Consider the following 19,324-nt stretch of genomic DNA (forward strand, 5'->3'; position numbering starts at 1 on the left):
ATCGATCAATGCTTGCAGTTCGGGCCGTGGACGTGAGGTTTGCCGGTCACTACGCTGCCGTGCAGGTCGTGGCTGTGGTCGTGCTGATGGTGATAGACCGCCAGGCTGCGGGCATCCTGGCCGAACAGTTCGACGAACGCCGGGTCAGCGCTGACCTGTTCCGGGTGGCCGGAGCAACAGACGTGGCGATTCAGGCAGACCACCTGATCGGTGGCGCTCATCACCAGATGCAGGTCGTGTGACACCATCAGTACGCCGCAGCCATAGCGCTCGCGCAATCGTCCGATCAGCCGGTAGAGCTCGGCCTGGCCGGCCACATCGACACCTTGGACCGGCTCGTCCAGCACCAGCAGCTCTGGTTCACGGAGCAGCGCGCGGGCCAGCAGTACCCGTTGCATCTCGCCGCCGGAAACCGATTGCAGCGGACTGTCGATGACGTGCTCGGCGCCCACTTCGTTAAGCGCCGACAGCGCCGCGGCTCTATCCACTCCCGGCACCAGGCGCAGAAAGCGCAGTACGGACAGGGGCAGGGTCGGGTCGACGTTAAGCTTCTGCGGCATATAGCCGACGCGCAGCTTGGGTTTGCGCCAGACGGTGCCGCTGTCCGGCTTGAGCAGGCCGAGCACGGCGCGCACCAGAGTGGTCTTACCGGCGCCATTGGGGCCGATCAGGGTCACGATCTCGCCCCGATGGACCTGCAGCTGGGCGCCTTCGAGCACCGCCTGGTTGGCGAAGCGGACATGAATATCGTCCAGGCGGATCAACGCTTCGTTCATGCCGCGTTCCTGCAGGGGTCGCACAGACCAACGACCTCGACTGTCTCACCCTCGACTTGGAAACCGACGCTGTGCGCGGCCTGGTTGATGGCCTCGCTGATGGCCGGTCGCTCAAGCTCAATGGCGGTATGGCAGTTGCGGCAGATCAGAAACTGGCCCTGGTGCGGGTGTTCGGGGTGATTGCAGCCAATAAACGCGTTGAGTGAGGCGATGCGGTGCACCAGCCCGTTCTCAAGCAGGAAATCCAGCGCGCGATAAACGGTAGGCGGCGCGGCGCGGCGGCCGTCCTGGGCCGTCAGCTCGGCGAGGATGTCATAGGCGCCGAGCGGCTTGTGGCTCTGCCAGACCAGCTCCAGTACGCGTTTGCGCAGGGCGGTCAGGCGCACACCGGAACGTTCGCAGAGGAGGTCGGCTTCGGCCAGAGCATGGCTGACGCAGTGGTTGTGGTCGTGGGGCGTGCAGGCCAGCGGAGACTTGGGCATGAGCGAGACGATGTGGTTGAGAGACGTTATTATGTTACCCATTCAGTTCAATCGAGTGTTGCCCGTGTTTCGTCTTTTTTCGATACCGCTTCTAGTGACCGCGAGCCTGTTCAGCAGCGCCCAAGCCCATGCCGAGATCGAGGTGCTGACCAGCATCAAGCCGCTGCAGCTGATCGCCGCTGCCGTTCAGGACGGTGTCGGCAAGCCTGCCGTTCTGTTGCCGCCGGGTGCCTCGCCCCACCATTACGCAATGCGCCCGTCCGACGTACGGCAGATTCGCAGCGCCGATTTGTTCTACTGGATCGGCCCGGACATGGAAGGTTTTCTCGCGCCGGTGCTGGAAGGCCGCAAGCGGCCGAGCGTGGCGATACAGTCGCTGCCCGGACTGACCCTGCGCCACTTCGGCGACGCAGCCGGCGAGCATGATCGTCACGACGAGCATGCACACGAGGCGCACGGCGAGCACTCCGAGCAGGCACATGAAGAGCATGACGACCACGCTCATGAAGCCGCCGCCGCCCAGGCCGCCGACCACGACGAACACGAACACGACCACGCCCATCGTCCCGGCAGCCTGGACGCACACCTCTGGTTGTTGCCCGCCAATGCGGTGACCATCGCCGAAGGCATGGCACAGGACATGGCCAAGGCCGACCCGGCCAACGCCGAGCGCTACAGAGCCAACCTGGCCGCATTCAAGCAGCGGCTGGATGCGCTGGATAAGCGGCTCAGCCAGCGCCTGAGCGAAACCCGAACCAAGCCGTTCTTCGTCTTCCATGAAGCCTTCGATTATTTCGAAGCCGCTTATGGGATCAAACACGCCGGCGTATTCAGCGCCGGTGGCGAAGCCCAGCCCGGCGCGCGGCATGTTGCCGCCATGCGAGAGCGTCTGGAACAGGCCGGCCCGAGCTGCGTGTTCTACGAGCCACCGGTTCGTCCGCGTCTGGCGGATAGTCTGATCCGGGGGCTGCCAGTGAAGGTCACCGAGCTGGACGCGCTGGGTCACGGCATCGACGCCTCGGCGGGCGGCTACGAGCAGTTGATCGATAACCTCGGTCGCTCGCTGGCGGAATGTCTGGAATCGCTCTGACCCTCGGTTCATAGCGCTCGGCGGCAACGCTCCGCCCGGCGCTTGTCCGGGTCGTCCGTCGGCCGACTTGATGCGCGTCATAGTGCTTCTGGCGCTCGTGGCTATGCTTCGTTCTTTGGTTTCCACTCCATCGACACGAGGATGCGCAGCGCATGGCGAAGACGGACGGGCCCATCACGGCAGAGACGAAAACCACCCCAGAAATCGCTCTTCAGACGGCATCCGAAGACATCTGGGCGCAAAAATACCGCCTGACCCGCAAGGACGGTAGCGCCGTTGATGACAGCGTCGACGCCACCTGGCAGCGGGTTGCCCGCGCGCTTGCTGATGTGGAAGAACAGGGTGCCCGCGAGCACTGGTACGAACGCTTCCTCTGGGCGCTGCGCAACGGCGCCATCCCCGCCGGGCGGATCATTTCCAACGCCGGCGCGCAGGACTACAAACCGGCCACCTCGACGATCAACTGCACCGTCTCCGGCACCATCACCGACTCGATGGACGACATCCTCGGCAAGGTTCACGAGGCCGGTCTGACCCTCAAGGCCGGCTGCGGCATCGGTTACGAGTTCAGCACCCTGCGCCCGCGCGGCTCCTTCGTCTCCGGCGCGGGCGCGCACACCAGCGGCCCGCTGTCGTTCATGGATATCTTCGACAAGATGTGCTTCACCGTCAGCTCGGCCGGTGGGCGCCGCGGGGCGCAGATGGGCACCTTCGACGTCGGCCATCCGGACGTGCGCGAATTCATCCGCGCCAAACGTGAAGACGGCCGACTGCGGCAATTCAACCTCAGCTTGCTGATCACTGACGAGTTCATGCAGGCGGTGGAAAGCGATGCGGACTGGCCGTTGATCTTTCCGCTGCACATGAAGGAAAAAGCCGAGCTTGATCTGGCCGATGCCGAACAGGTGGTGTGGCGAGAATGGCCGAGCCATGACGGCTACATCGTCCGCGACGACGGCCTCGTGGCCTGCAAGATCTACGGGCGGGTCAAGGCGAGACATCTGTGGGACATGATCATGGTGTCCACCTACGACTACGCCGAGCCGGGCTTCATCCTCATCGACCGGGTCAACCAGTTGAACAACAACTGGTGGTGCGAAGCTGTTCGCGCGACCAATCCCTGTGGCGAGCAGCCGCTGCCGCCCTACGGCTCTTGCCTGTTGGGCTCGATCAACCTGACCCGCTTCGTCATTGACCCCTTCGGCGCCGATGCGCGCTTCGATTGGGACAAGTATCGCGAAGTGGTGCGTGTGTTTACCCGGATGCTCGACAACGTGGTGGAGATCAATGGCCTGCCGCTGGCGCAGCAGCGCCACGAAATCGAGAGCAAGCGCCGCCACGGCATGGGTTTCCTAGGGCTCGGCTCGGCACTGACATTGCTCAAACTGCGCTATGGCAGCGCCGAAGCTTGCGTATTTACCGAAGAGGTTGCGCGGGAGATGGCGCTGGTTGGCTGGGAGCAGGCGTTGGATCTGTCGAAGGAAAAAGGCCCGGCGCCTCTGCTGACCGAAATCTTCGAAGTCACCGCCGAGATGCTGCGCAAGCGTCCAGAAATGAAAGCCGATGGTTACAAGCTGGGCGATCAGGTGCCGGGCCGCGTATTGCACGCAAAGTATTCGCGCTACATGCAGAAGATCGCCGAATACGCACCCGAGCTGATCGATCAGCTGGCCGAGCAGGGCGCACGTTTCACCCACCACAGCTCCATCGCGCCCACTGGCACCATCAGCCTGAGCCTGGCCAACAACGCCTCCAATGGCATCGAGCCAAGCTTCGCCCATCACTATTCACGCAACCTGATCCGCGCGGGGCGCAAGGCCAAGGAAAAGATCGAGGTGTTCAGCTATGAGTTGCTGGCCTATCGCACGCTGATCAACTCGCGCGCCAAGCCGGGCTCGACCGAGCCGGGCGAGCAACTGCCGGAGTACTTCATCACCGCCGACGACGTCACCCCGACGCAGCACGTCGACATTCAGGCCGCAGCGCAGAAGTGGGTCGACTCGTCGATTTCCAAGACCGCCAACGTGCCCACCGACTACCCATTCGAGGCGTTCAAGGACATCTACCGCTATGCCTGGCGCCAAGGTCTCAAGGGCTGCACCACTTTCCGCTTCAATCCGGCGGCGTTCCAGGGTGTGCTGGTCAAGGAAGCGGATCTGGAAAAGACCCTGTACCGCTTCATTCTCGAGGACGGCAGTGTGGTCGAGCTGAAAGGCAATGAAGAGGTCGAGTACGACGGTGAGGTCAATTCTGCCGCCAACCTGTTCGACGCCTTGAAAGAAGGCTACTACGGCAAATACTGAGTCCCGACTGATAGCCGGGCGGCCCGCACCGTCCGTGGAGAACATGCAATGACCGTAAAGATCACTCAGCGCATCAAGGGCTTCAAGGTCGTCGACGAGACCTTGGAGCGCCCCGCCGTCACCGCCGACAACGCCACTGGCAAGGCCACCGTGGTGGAAATGGATGAAAGTTTGCAGCGCCCCGAAACACTTGTCGGCATGACTTACAAGATCAAGTCGCCGCTGTTCGAACATGCGCTCTACGTCACCGTCAACGACGTGGTGCTCAACGCCGGCACGCCCCACGAGCAGCGACGCCCGTTCGAGATCTTCATCAACTCGAAAAATATGGACCACTTCCAGTGGATCGTCGCGCTCACCCGGATCATGTCTGCAGTGTTCCGCAAGGGGGGTGACTGCACCTTCCTCGTCGAGGAACTGAAAGCGGTGTTCGATCCCCGCGGCGGCTATCTGAAAAAGGGCGGCGTCTATATGCCGTCCATCGTGGCGGAGATCGGCGGCGTATTGGAGCGCCACCTAATCCACATCGGCATGCTCGAAGGTCATGCCTTGGACGAGACTCAGCTCAAGTACCTGGCGGAAAAGCGCGCCGCTTACGAGGCCAGCCAGGGGGCGGTGACCGTCGAGCCGGGCGAGGGCTTCCCGGCCGGTGCGCAGCTGTGCAGCAAGTGCAACACCCAGGCGGTGGTCCAGATGGATGGCTGCGCGACTTGCCTGAATTGCGGCAATTCCAAGTGTGGTTGAGGGTTGGCGGCGCTGGGGCTAACGCCGGTTGGGCCGTTATCGGGGCTAGGGCCAACCCACTGGCTACCAGAAAACCTGGCCAGCCGCTGTAGCAAGCGGGCGATACGCCGGCGTATCTGGCAGAACCAATCTGCCCAGCGACTAGCAGCGAGAAAATTGCTGTCGATACTTTGCCGGAGTGAGTGCAGTCAAATCCTTGAACATCCGTCGCATGTTGGCGTCGCTGCTGAAACCCAACTCTGTACTGATGGCGTTGACCGGTGCTGAGGTCAGGGTGAGGCGTTCACCGACTTGGCTCAGCTTGATGCGCCGTGCATAGGTGGCCGCCGGTACGCCTGCCTCGCTTCTCACCTTGCGTGCCAGCGTGCGCTCGGACATGCCAAGTTCAGACGCCAGCTTCAACAGGGTGATTTGGTCGGCCGGCAGCCTTTCCACTAGGGCGTGTACCTGACGGAGTAGCGTGCTGGGCTGCTTGATGAGGCTTATGGCCTGAAAGACGTCATGTGCCTGTGCAGGGCGTGGGAGCACCATCAATTTGATGAGGTCACGAAAGATCGCTGGGCTGACGTGTCGCTCGATCAGCGACTGTGCAATGGGTAGATAGCCATTCACTCCCGTAGCGGTGGCGTTGTGCTCGTTGAAAATGCAGTTTTGCTCGATCTGCCAGCGAACCTTCGGATAACGCTTGAGCATGGTGTCAGCCAACCACCAGGTCACGGTCGCGTGTTGATTACTCAGCCGACCACTCGCAGCAGCCAGGCAAACACCCACGCAGTAGCTCCATAACTGGCAACGTTTTCCTCGTATCGATAAGGCCGCCACGAGGTCTGCATTGGCTGCCAACGCCGTGTCGATATGTTCCGCCGACTCTGCCCAGAACCCAGGTATCAGTAAGGCTTCGAGCGAACCGTCATGGATGGCGTGTGTTGCTTCCAGAATCAGGCCATGGGCACAGGCAATCGGCCCTTTATGCAAGGCCATGAAGCGCGTTTCAAAAAGCTGCTGCCCGGTTCGACGGTTGGCGGCATGCAGCATATCCGCAAAAGCGAGCAGCCCGGCAGGCATGCAACCGGGGTACAGGAGAAGGCCTACCTGAAGGGGTCTGGTCATGGCTTGAAATGAACTGAATATGTCTAAGTTGGCCATTATGGCGACGGCGATGGATTGGCACCATGAAGTCATACCTGAAGGGGGCTTCATCATGAAAATTCAGCAAATTCGCAACGCCACAATCATTGTCGAACTGGGTCCTTACCGCATTCTCGTCGACCCCATGCTGGCCAGAAAAGGAGCGCTTCCTCCCTTGCGGATACTGTCCGCTAGGCAGAGAAACCCGGTAGTTGAGCTGCCCGATTCAACAGGCGATGCGCTCGAGGACGTGACGCACTGCTTGATTACCCACTGCCAGAAAGGCCACTTCGATCACCTAGACCGCGCAGCCAAGCACTGGCTTAGAGAGCGGCAGACGCCCGTCATCTGCACCCCGCACGATGCGTCGCATCTCGCGGAACGTGGCCTGAATGTCCAGTCGCTTCCTGACAATCATGAACAGCCAAGCCCGTTTCTGGGTGGGGTTATCCGCACGGTCGGCTGCACTCATGGCAAGGGCCTGGTCGGGAAGCTGATGGAGCACGGCGTCGGCTATCTGATTGAGCTACCCAACGAGCCCAGCCTGTATCTGGCTGGCGACACCCTTCTCACTGCGACAGTTCGGGAGTTCGTCTTGCGGCATCAACCTCAGGTCAGCGTCGTTCCCGCCGGGGGGGCCCGTTTCGACATAGGCGACGAGATCATCATGGGCGTAGACGAGGTGCTTGAGTTCACGCGACTGAGTCGGGGTAGGGTGATTGCCAACCATCTAGAAGCGATCAGCCATTGCCCAGTTACCCGAGCGGAATTGGCAGCTGCAGCGATTGGCGCCGGTGTGGCCCACCGGCTGGTCATCCCGGCCGATGGGCAGACGTTAACAGTGAATGATTGAGCCGATACTCAACAGACAGCGATGGAGGCGTGCATGGTTTCCATGATGCGGAGATGGGCCGGGGCTCCGAGGGGGAGCGCAGCTGCTGCTTGCGGCTCCACGACAGATCGGACGCCTATGCTGCATCGCCCACGACCCGCTCCGTCAGGTCACCACGCGATAGCACGGCTCGTAGGGTCGGCCGCCGGGGAGTTTCATCCGGTGTTGCTGGACAAATGCCTGCAGTAACTCATCCAGGGGCTTCATGATCGCCGTGTCGCCATTGATTTCGTAGCGGCCGAACTGCTCGATGCGGCGAATCCCCTTGTCCTTGACGTTACCCGCGACGATCCCGGAGAACGCCCGACGCAGGTTCGCCGCCAGCAGATGGGGCGGCACGTCGCGGGTCAGCTGCAGGCTGGCCATGTTTTCGTGAGTCGGGTCGAACGGGTGCTGGAAGCCTTCCTCGATTTTCAGCAGCCAGTTGAAATGGAAGGCGTCGTTACGCTCACGGCGGAACTGCTTGACCGCTTTCAAGCCTTCGGACATCTGCCGGGCTACCTCGGCCGGGTTGTCGATGATGATCTGGTACAAGCCCTGTGCTTTTTCGCCGAGGGTGGCGCCGACGAAGTCACGCAGCTGCTGCAAATACGGCGCGGCACTTTCCGGGCCGGTGAGGATGACCGGGAAGGGCACGTCGCGGTTGTCCGGGTGTAGCAGAATGCCCAGTAAATAGAGGAATTCCTCCGCCGTGCCGACGCCGCCGGGGAAGATGATGATGCCGTGACCGACGCGGACGAAAGCTTCCAGGCGCTTTTCGATATCCGGCAGGATCACCAGCTCGTTGACGATCGGGTTCGGCGCCTCGGCGGCAATGATGCCCGGCTCGGTCAGGCCCAGGTAACGGCCGCCGACGATGCGCTGCTTGGCATGAGCGATGGTCGCGCCCTTCATCGGGCCCTTCATCACGCCAGGGCCGCAGCCGGTGCAGATATTCAGGTTGCGCAGGCCCAGCTCGTGGCCGACGCGCTTGCTGTACTTGTATTCCTCGGTGCTGATCGAGTGTCCGCCCCAGCACACCACCATGTTCGGCTCGACGCCGGGACGCAGCGTGCGAGCGTTGCGCAGTAGATGGAAGACGTAATCGGTGATGCCCTGGGAGCTGCTCAGGTCGATGCGCGGGCTTCCCAGTTCGCTTTCGGTGTAGACGATGTCGCGCAGCGCACTGAATAGCATTTCGCGGGTGCTGGCGATCATCTCGCCGTCGACGAAGGCATCGGCCGGCGCATTGAGCAATTCCAGACGCACACCACGATCTTGTTGGTGGATACGTACTTCGAAGTCGTCGTAGGCCTCAAGGATGGTCTTGGCGTTATCGATGCGCGCGCCGGTATTGAGAATGGCCAAGGCGCACTGGCGGAACAGCGTGTACGTACTGCCACAACCAGCTTCGCTCAGTTGCTGGACTTCCCGTTGGGACAGCGTCTCCAGACTACCTTTCGGGGTAACCGAGGCATTGATTACATAGCGTGAGGTCATGCGTGTTTTCCCTGAAAACAATGCGGCCTGGCCGAGACGGGCAGGTGCATCAGGATGTTGAGCGCCACGGCGGTGGGCAGCGGCGTATGAATAGGGCCGTCCGAGCGGGCAGTGCGCCAGGGGACAGGGTTGCTGCTCGGCGCAGCGGCTAAACCCATAGCCGCAAGCTGCTTGCTGGTGCCGGCTGTATCTTTCCGGGTGCGACGATGCGCCTGGACGGGCTGTACTTGACGTTTAACCGGCGAAAACGTTCCTGAAATCCCCTCCTGGGGCATTGCTCTGTTCATACGTACATCCCGTACGGTCTTAGGTGCAGGAACTTTGACCGCGAGCATGGCTGTTTGATTGCGCACGGCGTGAAGGGTTTTTCCGGCACGCGGCGCGGGCCGGCCTTCCGCTTGAAGAGGGCCTTAAAAGGCAAACGGCAGGGCGCTGTGGCAGTGCTGACGGGCGTTGAGCATACGGCGGAATTCGTCGGGGTCCTTGATCAACACAGGTTGGCCAGCGAACTTCTGCGCGGCGATCAAGCGCGACAGCCAGAAACGCACGCAGGCGACGCGTAGCATCGGGCGCCATAGTTCGGCCTCGGCCGGGGTGAAGCGGCGCAGGCTGGAATAGGCAGCCAGCAATGCCTGACTGCGCGTCTCATCGATCTCGCCGTTGGGGTGCGAGCACCAGTCGTTAAGGGCGATGGCTATGTCATAGAGCATTGGCCCGGAGCAGGCGTTGTAGAAGTCGATCACGCCGGTCAGGTGGCTGCCCTCGAAGAGCAGGTTGTCGCGGAACAGGTCAGCGTGCAGGTTGGCTCGCGGCAGCGCCAGAAGCTTCGGCTTCAGCTCGGCAATCTCTGCAAGGCTGTCACGCAGCAGCGGCATTTGAGCGTCGTCTAGCGACAGCGCCAGGCTCGGGCCTTCTTCCTGCATCCAGTCCAGGCCACGGTCGCTGCGCCGCTCGATGATGTGGTCGCGGGTCGCCAGGTGCAGTCGCGCCAGTAATCGACCCACTTCAGCGCACTGATGGGGGTTGGGTGCACTGACGTGTTTGCCGGCCAGGCGTGGCTGCAGCAGAGCTGGCTTTTCCGCCAGCGTACGTAGCGCTTCACCGCGATCGGTACGCAGCGCGTAGGGCACCGGCAGACCGTGACGATGAAGCACGTCGAGCAGTTCGATGAAGAACGGCAGATCCTGGCTGGGGCCGCGTTCGATCAGGGTCAGGACGTATTCGCCCTGTTCCAGGCTGACGAAGAAATTGCTGTTCTCGCTGCCAGCGGCGATGCCCTCGAAATCGCGCAGGCGTCCCAGTCCATAAGGGGCCAGGAAAGCTTCGAGTTCTTCGCGTTGCAGGGGCGTGAAAACCGACATGAGCTGCCTTCCGTTACGTGTGGCGCCAGGTTACCAGCTGAAGATTTCCCAGGCCGGGATCAGCATGTCCGGCTTGTCGGCGCGAATGAAGTTGCTGTCGCCATCGGCGCGTACCAGGAAGTACGGCTTGCCGACCTTGGGCGTGATCTTCACTGCATAGAGGAAGCCGTTGACCCGGTATTCCTCAACCGTGCGATCACCTTCCTGGCGAATCGTGACGTCGGGTTCGCCATCGACCGATTCCTGAGCGAAACCGCTCAGCGGCACCAGTGCCAGCAGCCCGGCCAGCAGCAAAGGTTTGAATGTGCGCATGATAACCTTGTCCCTTTGTCGTCAAGTGGTCCTGTGCATTCTAGCCGCGGACCCGTCGAAAAGGTTGATCCTGCTCATGAGCCAAGCGCCCCTCGTTCTGGTGGACGGTTCGTCCTACCTCTACCGCGCCTTCCACGCCCTACCGCCGCTGACCACCTCGACCGGCAAGCCCACCGGGGCGGTCAAGGGCGTGCTGAACATGTTGCTGTCGCTGCGCCGGCAATACCCGGACAGCCCCTTCGCGGTGGTCTTCGATGCCAAGGGCCCGACCTTCCGCGACACGCTGTTCGCTGAATACAAATCCCATCGACCACCGATGCCCGACGACCTCCGCGGTCAGGTCGAGCCGCTGCACGCCAGCGTCCGCGCCCTTGGCATGCCGCTGCTGTGCGTCGACGGCGTCGAAGCCGACGACGTGATTGGAACACTGGCGCGCCAATGCGCGGCGCTGGGACGCGACGTGATCATCTCCACCGGCGACAAGGACATGGCGCAGCTGGTGTGTCCGCATGTCACCCTGGTCAACACCATGACCGGCAGCGTCTATGACATCGAAGGCGTGAAGAACAAGTTCGGCGTTGGCCCGGAGCTGATCATCGACTTCCTCGCGCTGATGGGCGACAAGGTCGACAACATCCCCGGTGTTCCTGGCGTTGGTGAGAAGACCGCTTGCGGCCTGCTCAACGGCATCGAAGGCGGCATCAAGGGGCTCTACGAGAACCTCGACAAGGTTTGCGACCTGCCGATTCGCGGCGCCAAGTCGCTGGCCGCCAAGCTCGAGGAGCATCGTGACGCCGCGTTCATGTCCTACGAGCTGGCAACGATCAAGATCGATGTGGCGCTGGACGTGCAGGTCGGCGACCTGATGCCCGGTGAGCCGCACCGCGAGGCGCTGATCGCCTTGTATCGCGAGTTGGAGTTCAAGAACTGGCTCGACGATCTGCTGCGTGAAGCCAAGGCCGCCGGAGAGGATTGCGAGGTGCAGCCCGAGGGCTGTTCGATCCAGGCCGAAGCCGAGTACAGCACGATTTTCGAGCAAGCCGAGTTCGACGCCTGGCTTGAACAATTGAAGGCCGCCGATTGCTTTGCCTTCGACACCGAGACCACCAGCCTTGATGCACAGAAGGCACAGCTGGTGGGCGTGTCATTTGCCATCGAGGCGGGCAAAGCGGCGTACGTACCGCTGGCCCACAGCTACATGGGCGTGCCGCAGCAGCTCGATCGCGATGCCGTGCTCGCCGCCCTCAAGCCGCTGCTCGAAGACCCGAGTAAGCGCAAGATCTGCCAGCACGGCAAGTACGACATGAATGTATTGATGCACTACGGCATCGAGATGCGCGGCATGACCTTCGACACCATGCTCGAATCCTACGTGCTCGACGCCACCGCGACCCGCCATGACATGGACAGCCTGGCGCTCAAGTACCTGGGCCGCGGCACCATCCGCTTCGAGGACATCGCCGGCAAGGGCGCCAAGCAGCTGACCTTCGACCAGATCGCCGTCGAGCAGGCCGGACCCTACGCCGCCGAAGACGCCGACGTCACCCTGCGCCTGCACCAGACTTTGATGAGCAAGCTCGAGGCCACGCCCTCTCTGCTCAAGGTCCTCAACGAGATCGAGATGCCGTTGGTGCCGGTGCTGGCGCGCATCGAGCGCAACGGCGCGCTGGTCGACGCCAATCTGCTCGGGCTGCAGAGCGTCGAGCTGGGTAACAAGCTGGTCGAGCTGGAGCGTGAGGCGTTCGAAATTGCCGGTGAGGAATTCAACCTCGGCTCGCCGAAGCAGCTCTGCGCGATCCTCTATGACAAGCTTGGCTGCCCGGTGCTGTCGAAGACCGCTGGCGGTCAGCCGTCTACGGCGGAAAGCGTGCTGGCCGAGCTGGCTGAGCGGGACTACCCGCTGCCCAAGGTGATCATGCAGCACCGTAGTTTGAGCAAGCTCAAAGGCACCTACACCGACAAGCTGCCGCAGCAGATCAATCCGCGCACCGGGCGCATCCACACCAGCTACCACCAGGCCGTGACCGCGACCGGACGGTTGTCCTCCAGCGATCCGAACCTGCAGAACATCCCGATCCGCACGGCAGAAGGCCGGCGGATCCGTCAGGCATTCGTCGCGGCGCCGGGTTACAAACTGCTGGCCGCCGACTATTCGCAGATCGAGTTGCGCATCATGGCGCACCTGGCGCAGGACGCCGGGCTGTTGTACGCCTTCCAGAACGACCTGGACGTCCACCGTGCCACGGCGGCCGAAGTGTTCGGCATCGAGCTGGACCAGGTCAGCAACGATCAGCGGCGCAGCGCCAAGGCGATCAACTTCGGCCTGATCTATGGCATGAGCGCCTTTGGCCTGGCCAAGCAGATCGACGTTTCGCGTGGCGAAGCACAGGCCTATATCGACCGCTACTTTGCCCGCTATCCCGGCGTGCTCGCCTACATGGAACGCACCCGCACCCAGGCCGCGGAGCAGGGCTATGTGGAGACGCTGTTCGGCCGGCGGCTGTATTTACCCGAGATCAACTCGAAAAATGGCGCCATGCGAAAAGGTGCCGAGCGCACGGCGATCAACGCGCCGATGCAGGGCACCGCGGCGGACATCATCAAGCGCGCCATGATCGCGGTGGACAACTGGCTGCAAGAGAGCGGGCTGGATGCGCGCGTCATCCTGCAGGTGCACGATGAACTGGTGGTCGAGGTCCGTGAAGATCTGGTCGAGCAGGTTCGCGAGCAGATTCTTCCGTTGATGAGCGGAGCAGCCCAGCTGGACGTGCCGCTGCTGGTCGAGGCGGGCGTCGGCAATAACTGGGACGAAGCGCACTGACGGCATCTGCGAGTCGACGTTCTGTAGTCGGCTCGCTCAGCGGCGAGCAAACGGACGTCAGCGCTTACCGCGGATAGTCGGAAAGGGGCGTTGGCGGAAAGCGCCAGGTTAGGAAAGCTGCGTGAAAACGAGGTGAGGGGCGGCTGGACAAGGGCGCGTCGCGTTCGTGCAGCCTCGGGACGCCCCGTTTTAGAGCGGCCATGCCTTGTTATGAAATTATTTTTCGATCCGTATTGAACTGACGGATCGAAAGCCTGGTCATAGGCTACGAAGGGTGTAAAAGCCCTTCGATGCTCCTTGTTGTGTTAAGTGTTGGCAGATCTCTGGATACGCCTATGGCGTTCCGGATTTAGACCTCGAACTTCCCCCTCCCCCAACGAAGTTCGAGGTTTTTTTTCGCCTCGGAAAAAGTACCGGCACGTTGCTGGCAGGTGCCTCCGGCTGCGCCTTCATGTGGCGCTGCCGATCCGCTTCGCTTTGTAGGAGCGAGGGAGGCGCCTCAATTCTTGCCCGTGATTATGGGCGTTGCGCATGACCTGGGACGCTGCGCGGGATGTGTATCGCCAGCAAGCTGGGGCCTACGAGATCGGCGTTAACGGGGGCACGGCACGGCGCGGCGGACGGGCGTCAGGGTAGCTGCAGACCTCCGCCGGCCTTGTGCAATCCGCGAAGGTGTTTACTGATCTGCGCCAGATTGGCTTCGACGCTTTCCAACTCCAGCCGCCGCTCTTCGCCGAGCAACAGGCGCACCTCGGCATTCAGCGCATCGGTAAGCTGATTCAAGCGCGCCTGGCGTTGGTTGCTTTCCGACTCCAGGCGCTGCCATTCGCTGGCCTGCGGCAGCCCGTAGCCGTTGCCGTCGAGCAATTGCGCCGGCTGGCTCAGATAACCGCTGTTGGCGAGGATGCCCTGCAGGGTTTCGTCCGCCTTGGCCAGGCTCCTGTCGCCGTGCTCGCGGCCGCTCAGATAACGATTTTTCAACTCTTCTTGAGCCAGCAGCAGATGCCGGCGCAGCGCCGCCTGTTCGACCAGCAGCAGGGCAGCGCTGGCGCGCAGGTCGGCCTTTTCAATCCAAGGACGGCGTTGCTCGGCGCTGAGCGCTAGCCAGGCTTCGACGTCCGTCTGCGGCAAGCCCAGACGCTCGCGAAGCACGGTGAACATGGCCTGGTAGCGATCACGGTAGGAATCGAAGCGATACCCCAGGCGCAGCGCCTCTTGTGGGTCGTCGAGTACGCTGGCATCGGCCAGGCCACGGCTGATCAGGAGTTCCAGCAGGCCGCTAGGCAGGATGCTGTCCAGCGCAACGAGTTCGGAGCGGGCGGTGCCGCTGCGTAGCAGCTTGAGCGTTTCCACCGCGCAATTGTTGGACAGGAAGTAGTAATCACCGTCGTAGCTCCAGTGCATTTCGGCGCTGCGGGTCACCAGGTTCTCGATCTCCTCACGCTGCAGTTTCAGCGGAATCGAGGCGAGGCTGCGCAGTTCGACCTTGGTGTACTCGTCGATCACCTGGCCCAGCGGCAGGACGAACAGACGTGACGGATAGACGCCGGTGAGTCCGTCCCAGCTCGACAGCTGCACGTCGCCAACGAAGGCGCGGAAAGACAGCACCAGATGATGGTCCAGATCCAGGCGGCAGTCTGACCCGCGCGGCCGACCTGGCGCACAGATAACCAGGCGCAGCATGCTGTGGCCCCAGCGACTGACCCATGCGTCGTTGGCCTCGGCGAACAGATAGTCAACGGCGTAGACGCGCTCGGGGTCGAGCTCGATCAGCGGGGTGCGCGCAAAGTCATGTCCGGCATTGAGGATCGGCAGTGCGCCTTTGCATGCCTCCGCTCTGGCCGGCTGCCAGCCGAAATGCTCAGTGAAATAGCGATGCAGCAGCGGCCGACGGCAGGCGTAGCTGGGGTCCAGAAGAAAGTACTCCAGGTTCACCGCAACGAATTCCAGTGGGCTGGTCAGCTCATAGGCATCGGGGCTGCGCGCCTGTTGCGCATTTTCGCGCTCGCGCTCGCCACGCTCGCCGACGCGTTGCGGCCAGCCAGCAAGATCAAGCAGATATGGATCATCACTGAGGGTAAAGCGGCGCTCGGTCTGGCCGCGGCAACTGTCCGGCAACCCGACCAGGCCGAGGCTGCCGGCACGTTGATTACAGAAACCCAGTTGCCGATGGGTTTCCGCTGACCAGAGGTGGGCGCGGTCATACAGATGGGCAATCTCATGGACCAGTGTCGCCAGCATCTCGCGCCGCACCGTGCCGTGCGGTCGTTCCGTACGTTGATTGGCCGCGCTGCCATCGGTCAGTGCTGGCAACAGGCGCCGATTGAGCAGCAGCAGGTTGCCGCCGGCACTTCCATAAACGTCGTGGGTCAGCCCGTCATGCCAGCGGACGCGGACGTCCCGGTCCAGACGTTCCATCATGCGCGGCGGCAGCGCGGCTACCGCTTCGTCCAGCAACTGCTGGCTGGCTGCCCGTTCGGCCGGTTGCAGGTCGGCGTCATCCAGGGTCAGGCGCAGCTCGGCCTGGCACACATTGTCGAACGCCATGACCGCAGTGAGCGCAACGCCCAGCCAGCGGGCCCAGGACGGTTTCACTGAGCGAGGATGGCTTCGGCCAGCGCCAGGTCACTGGCTTGCTGTGCTTCCGGGAATGCACCGCGCAAGCGGCCGAGCGCGGCTTCCAGTCGCGCGCCACGAATCTCACCACCGCTGGCGACAAAGCCGGCTGCTTCATCGCGGGCTTCGCTGACGACCTTCATGTCGCTGATGCGGCTGGTCACGTCGGAGGTGAAATTGATGCTGCGGTCCAGGGCATTGACGACGATATTGCTGGTAGCCACCAGCGTCTGTGCCTGAGCACCGCTGGCAAGAAGGGCCAGGGCAAAAGGCGCGGCGATCAGCTTGAGGTTCATGAGTCTTCTCGAGGGAGCGGAGTGGGTGATTGGACGAGGATTGCCTCGGCCAGTTCAAGGTCGCTTGCCGTCAGCTGCGGTTGCCGCTCGCGCAGCCAGCGCAAGGCACCTTCCAGGCGAGCGCCACGAAGCTCGCCGTGGCTGGCAACGAACCCGGCGGCGTCGTCGCGGGCGTTGAGGATCAGCTTGTTGTCGAAGGGCGCGCTGGTCACCTGGCTGGCGACGTAGGAAGACGCGACGGTGTTGCCGATGAGGCTGTCGAAGGCCTGCGCGCTGCCGCAGACGCAGCAGCCGGCGAGTACAAGGTAAAGCGAACGCATGTGAATCCTGAGGCTGGACAATCAGCCGGCAAGGCTAGCGAAACGCCAGCCTCAGAGCCAGCGTCATGCTCGCTCACGCCGCGGATCAGAGCGCCAGAATTGCGCTGGCCAGCTGAAGGTCGGTGGCGTGCAGGGCCGGTGCCTGGGTGCGAATGTGCTTCAGTGCCGCTTCCAGTTGAGCGCCACGGGATTCGCCATTGCTGGCAACGAAGCGGGCCGCATCGTCCTTGGCGTCGAGTACCAGCTTGTCATCGCCCAGGTTCGAGGTGATATCGGAGGTGCCTTCCACGGTGTTGACCAGCGAGGCGCCGATGGCGTCGATGGTGCCGGTGATGCTTCCCGCCGACGCGGTGCCTGCAACCAGGCAGGCAGCGGTGGCAACTGACAACAGATACTTGTTCATGGTGTTCTCCAGACTAGACGCGGCTTCCCGCCGATAGTCGCTTTGACCGTCGGGCGGGGCATGCCGTTCAGCTTACGGCTCGGCGACGTCGCCTGGAAAGCGCCATGTCAGCGCCAGAAGGGCTTTTCCAGCTCGGCCATCCGCTCGCTTTGACTGATGCCGATATCAGCCAGCTGATGATCATTGAGCGCGGCCAGCTGCCGGCGAGTACGCGCTCGCTGCTGCCAGAGTCGCAGTGATTGCAGCGGCCGACGCAGCGATGGCAGGCCGAATGAGGGGGTGAGTCTCCGAGTCAGTACGCGCTCCATGAGCCGCTCCTTCCCGCAATCAACGGGGATGGGTTATGGGCAGATAGAGTCGCGTGCCGGGCTGTTACGTAACAGTCACAGGGAGCTTGAATTGTGTCGGTTCAGTTGCGCGAGCAGAACTACTGTACCGGTGCTTCAGGCGCCGAAGTGTTCGGCTGCTGAGGGCGCTAAAAACAAAACCCCTCGCGGCAAGGCCGGGAGGGGTTTCGGTGTCGCGGTGTCGCTTATTCCACGGCTTTGACCATGTCCTCGACGACCTTCTTGGCATCGCCAAAGACCATCATGGTCTTGTCCATGTAGAACAGCTCGTTGTCCAGGCCGGCATAACCGCTGGCCATGGAGCGCTTGTTGACGATGACCGTCTTGGCTTTGTAGGCCTCGAGGATCGGCATGCCGGCGATGGGCGACTTGGGATCGTTCTTCGCCGCCGGGTTGACCACGTCATTGGCGCCAAGCACCAGCACCACGTCGGCCTGGCCGAACTCGGAGTTGATGTCTTCCATCTCGAAGACCATCTCGTACGGTACTTCGGCTTCGGCCAGCAACACGTTCATGTGACCGGGCATACGACCGGCGACCGGGTGGATCGCGTACTTCACGGTCACGCCCATATGCGTCAGCTTCTCGGTCAGCTCCATCAGCGCATGCTGCGCGCGGGCCACCGCCAGGCCGTAGCCGGGAACGATAATCACGGTGTCGGCGTTCGACAGCAGGAAAGCGGCATCATCGCTGGAGCCGGATTTGACCGGACGCTGTTCCTGGCTGCCAGCCGCGGGGCCGGCATCCGCTTCGCCACCGAAGCCGCCGAGGATGACGTTGAAGAAGGAGCGGTTCATCGCCTTGCACATGATGTACGAGAGGATTGCGCCGCTCGAGCCCACCAGGGAACCTGCGATGATCAGCATCGAGTTGTTCAGCGAGAAGCCGATACCAGCCGCCGCCCAGCCCGAGTAGCTGTTGAGCATCGAGACCACCACCGGCATGTCGGCGCCGCCGATGGGGATGATGATCAGCACACCAATGACGAAAGCCAGCGCCACCAGAATCATGAACGCGGTGAAGTTGCCGCTGAAGGTGTAGATCAGGCCCAGCACCAGGATCGCGACGCCGACGGCGAGGTTGATCTTGTGCTGGTTAGGGAACGACACCGGCGCGCCCTGGAACAGACGGAACTTGTACTTGCCCGACAGCTTGCCGAAGGCGATCACCGAACCGGAGAAGGTGATAGCGCCGATGGCTGCACCGAGGAACAGTTCCAGACGGTTGCCGGCCGGGATCGGATAGCCGATGGCCTGGACGATACCCAGCGACTGCGGCTCGAGCACGGCAGCGATGGCGATGAACACCGCGGCCAGGCCGATCATGCTGTGCATGAAGGCGACCAGCTCGGGCATCTTGGTCATCTCGACGCGCTTGGCCATCAGCGTACCGATGGTGCCGCCGATCAGCAGGCCGAGGACGATGAAGCCCAGGCCGCTCCAGGGGCTGGCGCTCTCGGCCAGCTGTGAGCCAAGTTTGAACACCAGGAACACCGTGGTGACCACGGCGATGCCCATGCCGATCATGCCGAACAGGTTGCCGCGGCGCGAGGTGGTGGGGTGCGACAGGCCTTTGAGGGCCTGGATGAAGCTCACCGAAGCGATGAGATACAGCAGGGTGATCAGGTTCATGCTCATGGCTTGGACTCCGCCTTGGCGCCAGCGCGCTCCTTCTTCTTGAACATTTCCAGCATGCGCCGGGTAACCAGGAAGCCACCGAAGACGTTCACGGCGGCCAGGGTCACCGCCAGGGTGCCCATCAGCTTGCCCATCGGGGTGACGGTCAGGGCGGCGGCCAGCATGGCGCCGACGATGACGATCGCCGAGATGGCGTTGGTGACCGCCATCAGCGGGGTGTGCAGCGCGGGGGTAACGTTCCAGACCACGTGGTAGCCGACGTAGATCGCCAGCACGAAGATGATCAGGTTGTAGATGCCATCAGAAATCATGTCCAT

The 19,324-nt window shown here is 62.5% G+C and carries 18 protein-coding genes; 5 read left to right on the top strand and 13 right to left on the bottom strand.

The window, feature by feature from the left end; all coding sequences use genetic code 11:
• Positions 1-5 precede the first annotated feature (5 nt).
• Both C1896_00705 and C1896_00710 read right to left on the bottom strand, forming a co-directional pair.
• On the bottom strand, positions 6-776 hold the full coding sequence (locus tag C1896_00705; protein ID AZZ43574.1) for a zinc ABC transporter ATP-binding protein ZnuC: 771 nt from the start codon (positions 774-776) through the stop codon (positions 6-8).
• Positions 773-1,258, bottom strand: coding sequence for a Fur family transcriptional regulator (locus tag C1896_00710; protein AZZ43575.1), 486 nt, complete (start codon positions 1,256-1,258; stop codon positions 773-775). Before C1896_00710 ends, C1896_00705 begins: the two co-directional genes overlap by 4 nt.
• 64 nt (positions 1,259-1,322) lie before the next feature.
• On the opposite strand from C1896_00710, the gene C1896_00715 reads away from it, so the two are divergent.
• The 3 genes from C1896_00715 (at position 1,323) to C1896_00725 (ending at position 5,395) form a co-directional block, all read left to right on the top strand.
• The gene (locus C1896_00715; protein ID AZZ47464.1) at positions 1,323-2,348 is read left to right on the top strand and encodes a zinc ABC transporter substrate-binding protein; all 1,026 of its coding nucleotides are present in this window, start codon (positions 1,323-1,325) and stop codon (positions 2,346-2,348) included.
• Between the two features lie 152 nt (positions 2,349-2,500).
• A complete protein-coding gene (locus C1896_00720) occupies positions 2,501-4,651 on the top strand; it encodes a ribonucleoside-diphosphate reductase, adenosylcobalamin-dependent (protein AZZ43576.1) in 2,151 nt (716 codons plus the stop codon).
• 48 nt (positions 4,652-4,699) lie between these two features.
• Positions 4,700-5,395, top strand: a complete 696-nt coding sequence (locus C1896_00725; protein AZZ43577.1) for an NrdJb — start codon at positions 4,700-4,702, stop codon at positions 5,393-5,395.
• A gap of 141 nt (positions 5,396-5,536) precedes the next feature.
• Here the strand turns inward: C1896_00725 and C1896_00730 are convergent, their stop codons facing one another.
• Positions 5,537-6,505, bottom strand: coding sequence for an AraC family transcriptional regulator (locus C1896_00730; protein ID AZZ47466.1), 969 nt, complete (start codon positions 6,503-6,505; stop codon positions 5,537-5,539).
• 91 nt (positions 6,506-6,596) lie between these two features.
• Between C1896_00730 and C1896_00735 the strand changes: the two genes are divergently transcribed.
• Positions 6,597-7,376 carry a Zn-dependent hydrolase gene (locus tag C1896_00735; protein AZZ47465.1) on the top strand — a complete coding sequence of 260 codons (780 nt, stop codon included), beginning with the start codon at positions 6,597-6,599 and terminating at the stop codon, positions 7,374-7,376.
• Positions 7,377-7,520: 144 nt separating this feature from the next.
• Here C1896_00735 and C1896_00740 read toward each other — a convergent pair whose 3' ends face one another.
• The 3 genes from C1896_00740 to C1896_00750 form a co-directional block, all read right to left on the bottom strand.
• Positions 7,521-8,894, bottom strand: a complete 1,374-nt coding sequence (locus C1896_00740; GenBank protein ID AZZ43578.1) for an LOG family protein — start codon at positions 8,892-8,894, stop codon at positions 7,521-7,523.
• Positions 8,895-9,304: 410 nt separating this feature from the next.
• On the bottom strand, positions 9,305-10,255 hold the full coding sequence (locus tag C1896_00745; protein ID AZZ43579.1) for a homoserine kinase: 951 nt from the start codon (positions 10,253-10,255) through the stop codon (positions 9,305-9,307).
• Between the two features lie 30 nt (positions 10,256-10,285).
• Positions 10,286-10,567 carry a DUF2782 domain-containing protein gene (locus tag C1896_00750; GenBank protein AZZ43580.1) on the bottom strand — a complete coding sequence of 94 codons (282 nt, stop codon included), beginning with the start codon at positions 10,565-10,567 and terminating at the stop codon, positions 10,286-10,288.
• A 76-nt stretch (positions 10,568-10,643) separates the two neighbouring features.
• On the opposite strand from C1896_00750, the gene C1896_00755 reads away from it, so the two are divergent.
• Positions 10,644-13,388 (top strand): DNA polymerase I, encoded by a 2,745-nt coding sequence (locus C1896_00755; protein AZZ43581.1) that lies wholly within the window; start codon positions 10,644-10,646, stop codon positions 13,386-13,388.
• A 627-nt stretch (positions 13,389-14,015) separates the two neighbouring features.
• On the opposite strand, the gene C1896_00760 is transcribed toward C1896_00755, so the two are convergent.
• The 7 genes from C1896_00760 to C1896_00790 all read right to left on the bottom strand — a co-directional run bounded on the left by C1896_00760 (position 14,016) and on the right by C1896_00790 (position 19,324).
• Entirely contained in the window at positions 14,016-15,935 is a 1,920-nt protein-coding gene (locus C1896_00760) for a hypothetical protein (GenBank protein AZZ47467.1), read from the bottom strand.
• A gap of 44 nt (positions 15,936-15,979) precedes the next feature.
• On the bottom strand, positions 15,980-16,300 hold the full coding sequence (locus C1896_00765; protein ID AZZ43582.1) for a DUF2388 domain-containing protein: 321 nt from the start codon (positions 16,298-16,300) through the stop codon (positions 15,980-15,982).
• Positions 16,297-16,620, bottom strand: coding sequence for a Holliday junction resolvase (locus C1896_00770; protein ID AZZ43583.1), 324 nt, complete (start codon positions 16,618-16,620; stop codon positions 16,297-16,299). The genes C1896_00765 and C1896_00770 overlap by 4 nt, the downstream gene beginning before the upstream one ends.
• An 85-nt stretch (positions 16,621-16,705) precedes the next feature.
• On the bottom strand, positions 16,706-17,023 hold the full coding sequence (locus C1896_00775) for a DUF2388 domain-containing protein (GenBank protein ID AZZ43584.1): 318 nt from the start codon (positions 17,021-17,023) through the stop codon (positions 16,706-16,708).
• 107 nt (positions 17,024-17,130) lie between these two features.
• Complete coding sequence (locus tag C1896_00780) at positions 17,131-17,331, bottom strand: hypothetical protein (GenBank protein ID AZZ43585.1); 201 nt, start codon at positions 17,329-17,331, stop codon at positions 17,131-17,133.
• A 224-nt stretch (positions 17,332-17,555) separates the two neighbouring features.
• On the bottom strand, positions 17,556-19,007 hold the full coding sequence (locus C1896_00785; protein AZZ43586.1) for an NAD synthetase: 1,452 nt from the start codon (positions 19,005-19,007) through the stop codon (positions 17,556-17,558).
• Positions 19,004-19,324, bottom strand: a complete 321-nt coding sequence (locus C1896_00790) for an NAD(P) transhydrogenase subunit alpha (GenBank protein ID AZZ43587.1) — start codon at positions 19,322-19,324, stop codon at positions 19,004-19,006. Before C1896_00790 ends, C1896_00785 begins: the two co-directional genes overlap by 4 nt.

The organism is Pseudomonadaceae bacterium SI-3 (assembly GCA_004010935.1).
GTDB lineage: Bacteria > Pseudomonadota > Gammaproteobacteria > Pseudomonadales > Pseudomonadaceae > Stutzerimonas.

What these genes read in the sequence shown, in the direction of transcription:
- C1896_00705 (AZZ43574.1), bottom strand. Translation starts at nt 776, where the DNA reads ATGAACGAAGCGTTGATCCGCCTGGACGATATTCATGTCCGCTTCGCC.
- C1896_00710 (AZZ43575.1), bottom strand. Translation starts at nt 1,258, where the DNA reads ATGCCCAAGTCTCCGCTGGCCTGCACGCCCCACGACCACAACCACTGC.
- C1896_00720 (AZZ43576.1), top strand. Translation starts at nt 2,501, where the DNA reads ATGGCGAAGACGGACGGGCCCATCACGGCAGAGACGAAAACCACCCCA.
- C1896_00725 (AZZ43577.1), top strand. Translation starts at nt 4,700, where the DNA reads ATGACCGTAAAGATCACTCAGCGCATCAAGGGCTTCAAGGTCGTCGAC.
- C1896_00730 (AZZ47466.1), bottom strand. Translation starts at nt 6,505, where the DNA reads ATGACCAGACCCCTTCAGGTAGGCCTTCTCCTGTACCCCGGTTGCATG.
- C1896_00735 (AZZ47465.1), top strand. Translation starts at nt 6,597, where the DNA reads ATGAAAATTCAGCAAATTCGCAACGCCACAATCATTGTCGAACTGGGT.
- C1896_00740 (AZZ43578.1), bottom strand. Translation starts at nt 8,894, where the DNA reads ATGACCTCACGCTATGTAATCAATGCCTCGGTTACCCCGAAAGGTAGT.
- C1896_00745 (AZZ43579.1), bottom strand. Translation starts at nt 10,255, where the DNA reads ATGTCGGTTTTCACGCCCCTGCAACGCGAAGAACTCGAAGCTTTCCTG.
- C1896_00750 (AZZ43580.1), bottom strand. Translation starts at nt 10,567, where the DNA reads ATGCGCACATTCAAACCTTTGCTGCTGGCCGGGCTGCTGGCACTGGTG.
- C1896_00755 (AZZ43581.1), top strand. Translation starts at nt 10,644, where the DNA reads ATGAGCCAAGCGCCCCTCGTTCTGGTGGACGGTTCGTCCTACCTCTAC.
- C1896_00760 (AZZ47467.1), bottom strand. Translation starts at nt 15,935, where the DNA reads ATGGCGTTCGACAATGTGTGCCAGGCCGAGCTGCGCCTGACCCTGGAT.
- C1896_00765 (AZZ43582.1), bottom strand. Translation starts at nt 16,300, where the DNA reads ATGAACCTCAAGCTGATCGCCGCGCCTTTTGCCCTGGCCCTTCTTGCC.
- C1896_00770 (AZZ43583.1), bottom strand. Translation starts at nt 16,620, where the DNA reads ATGCGTTCGCTTTACCTTGTACTCGCCGGCTGCTGCGTCTGCGGCAGC.
- C1896_00775 (AZZ43584.1), bottom strand. Translation starts at nt 17,023, where the DNA reads ATGAACAAGTATCTGTTGTCAGTTGCCACCGCTGCCTGCCTGGTTGCA.
- C1896_00780 (AZZ43585.1), bottom strand. Translation starts at nt 17,331, where the DNA reads ATGGAGCGCGTACTGACTCGGAGACTCACCCCCTCATTCGGCCTGCCA.
- C1896_00785 (AZZ43586.1), bottom strand. Translation starts at nt 19,007, where the DNA reads ATGAGCATGAACCTGATCACCCTGCTGTATCTCATCGCTTCGGTGAGC.
- C1896_00790 (AZZ43587.1), bottom strand. Translation starts at nt 19,324, where the DNA reads ATGGACATGATTTCTGATGGCATCTACAACCTGATCATCTTCGTGCTG.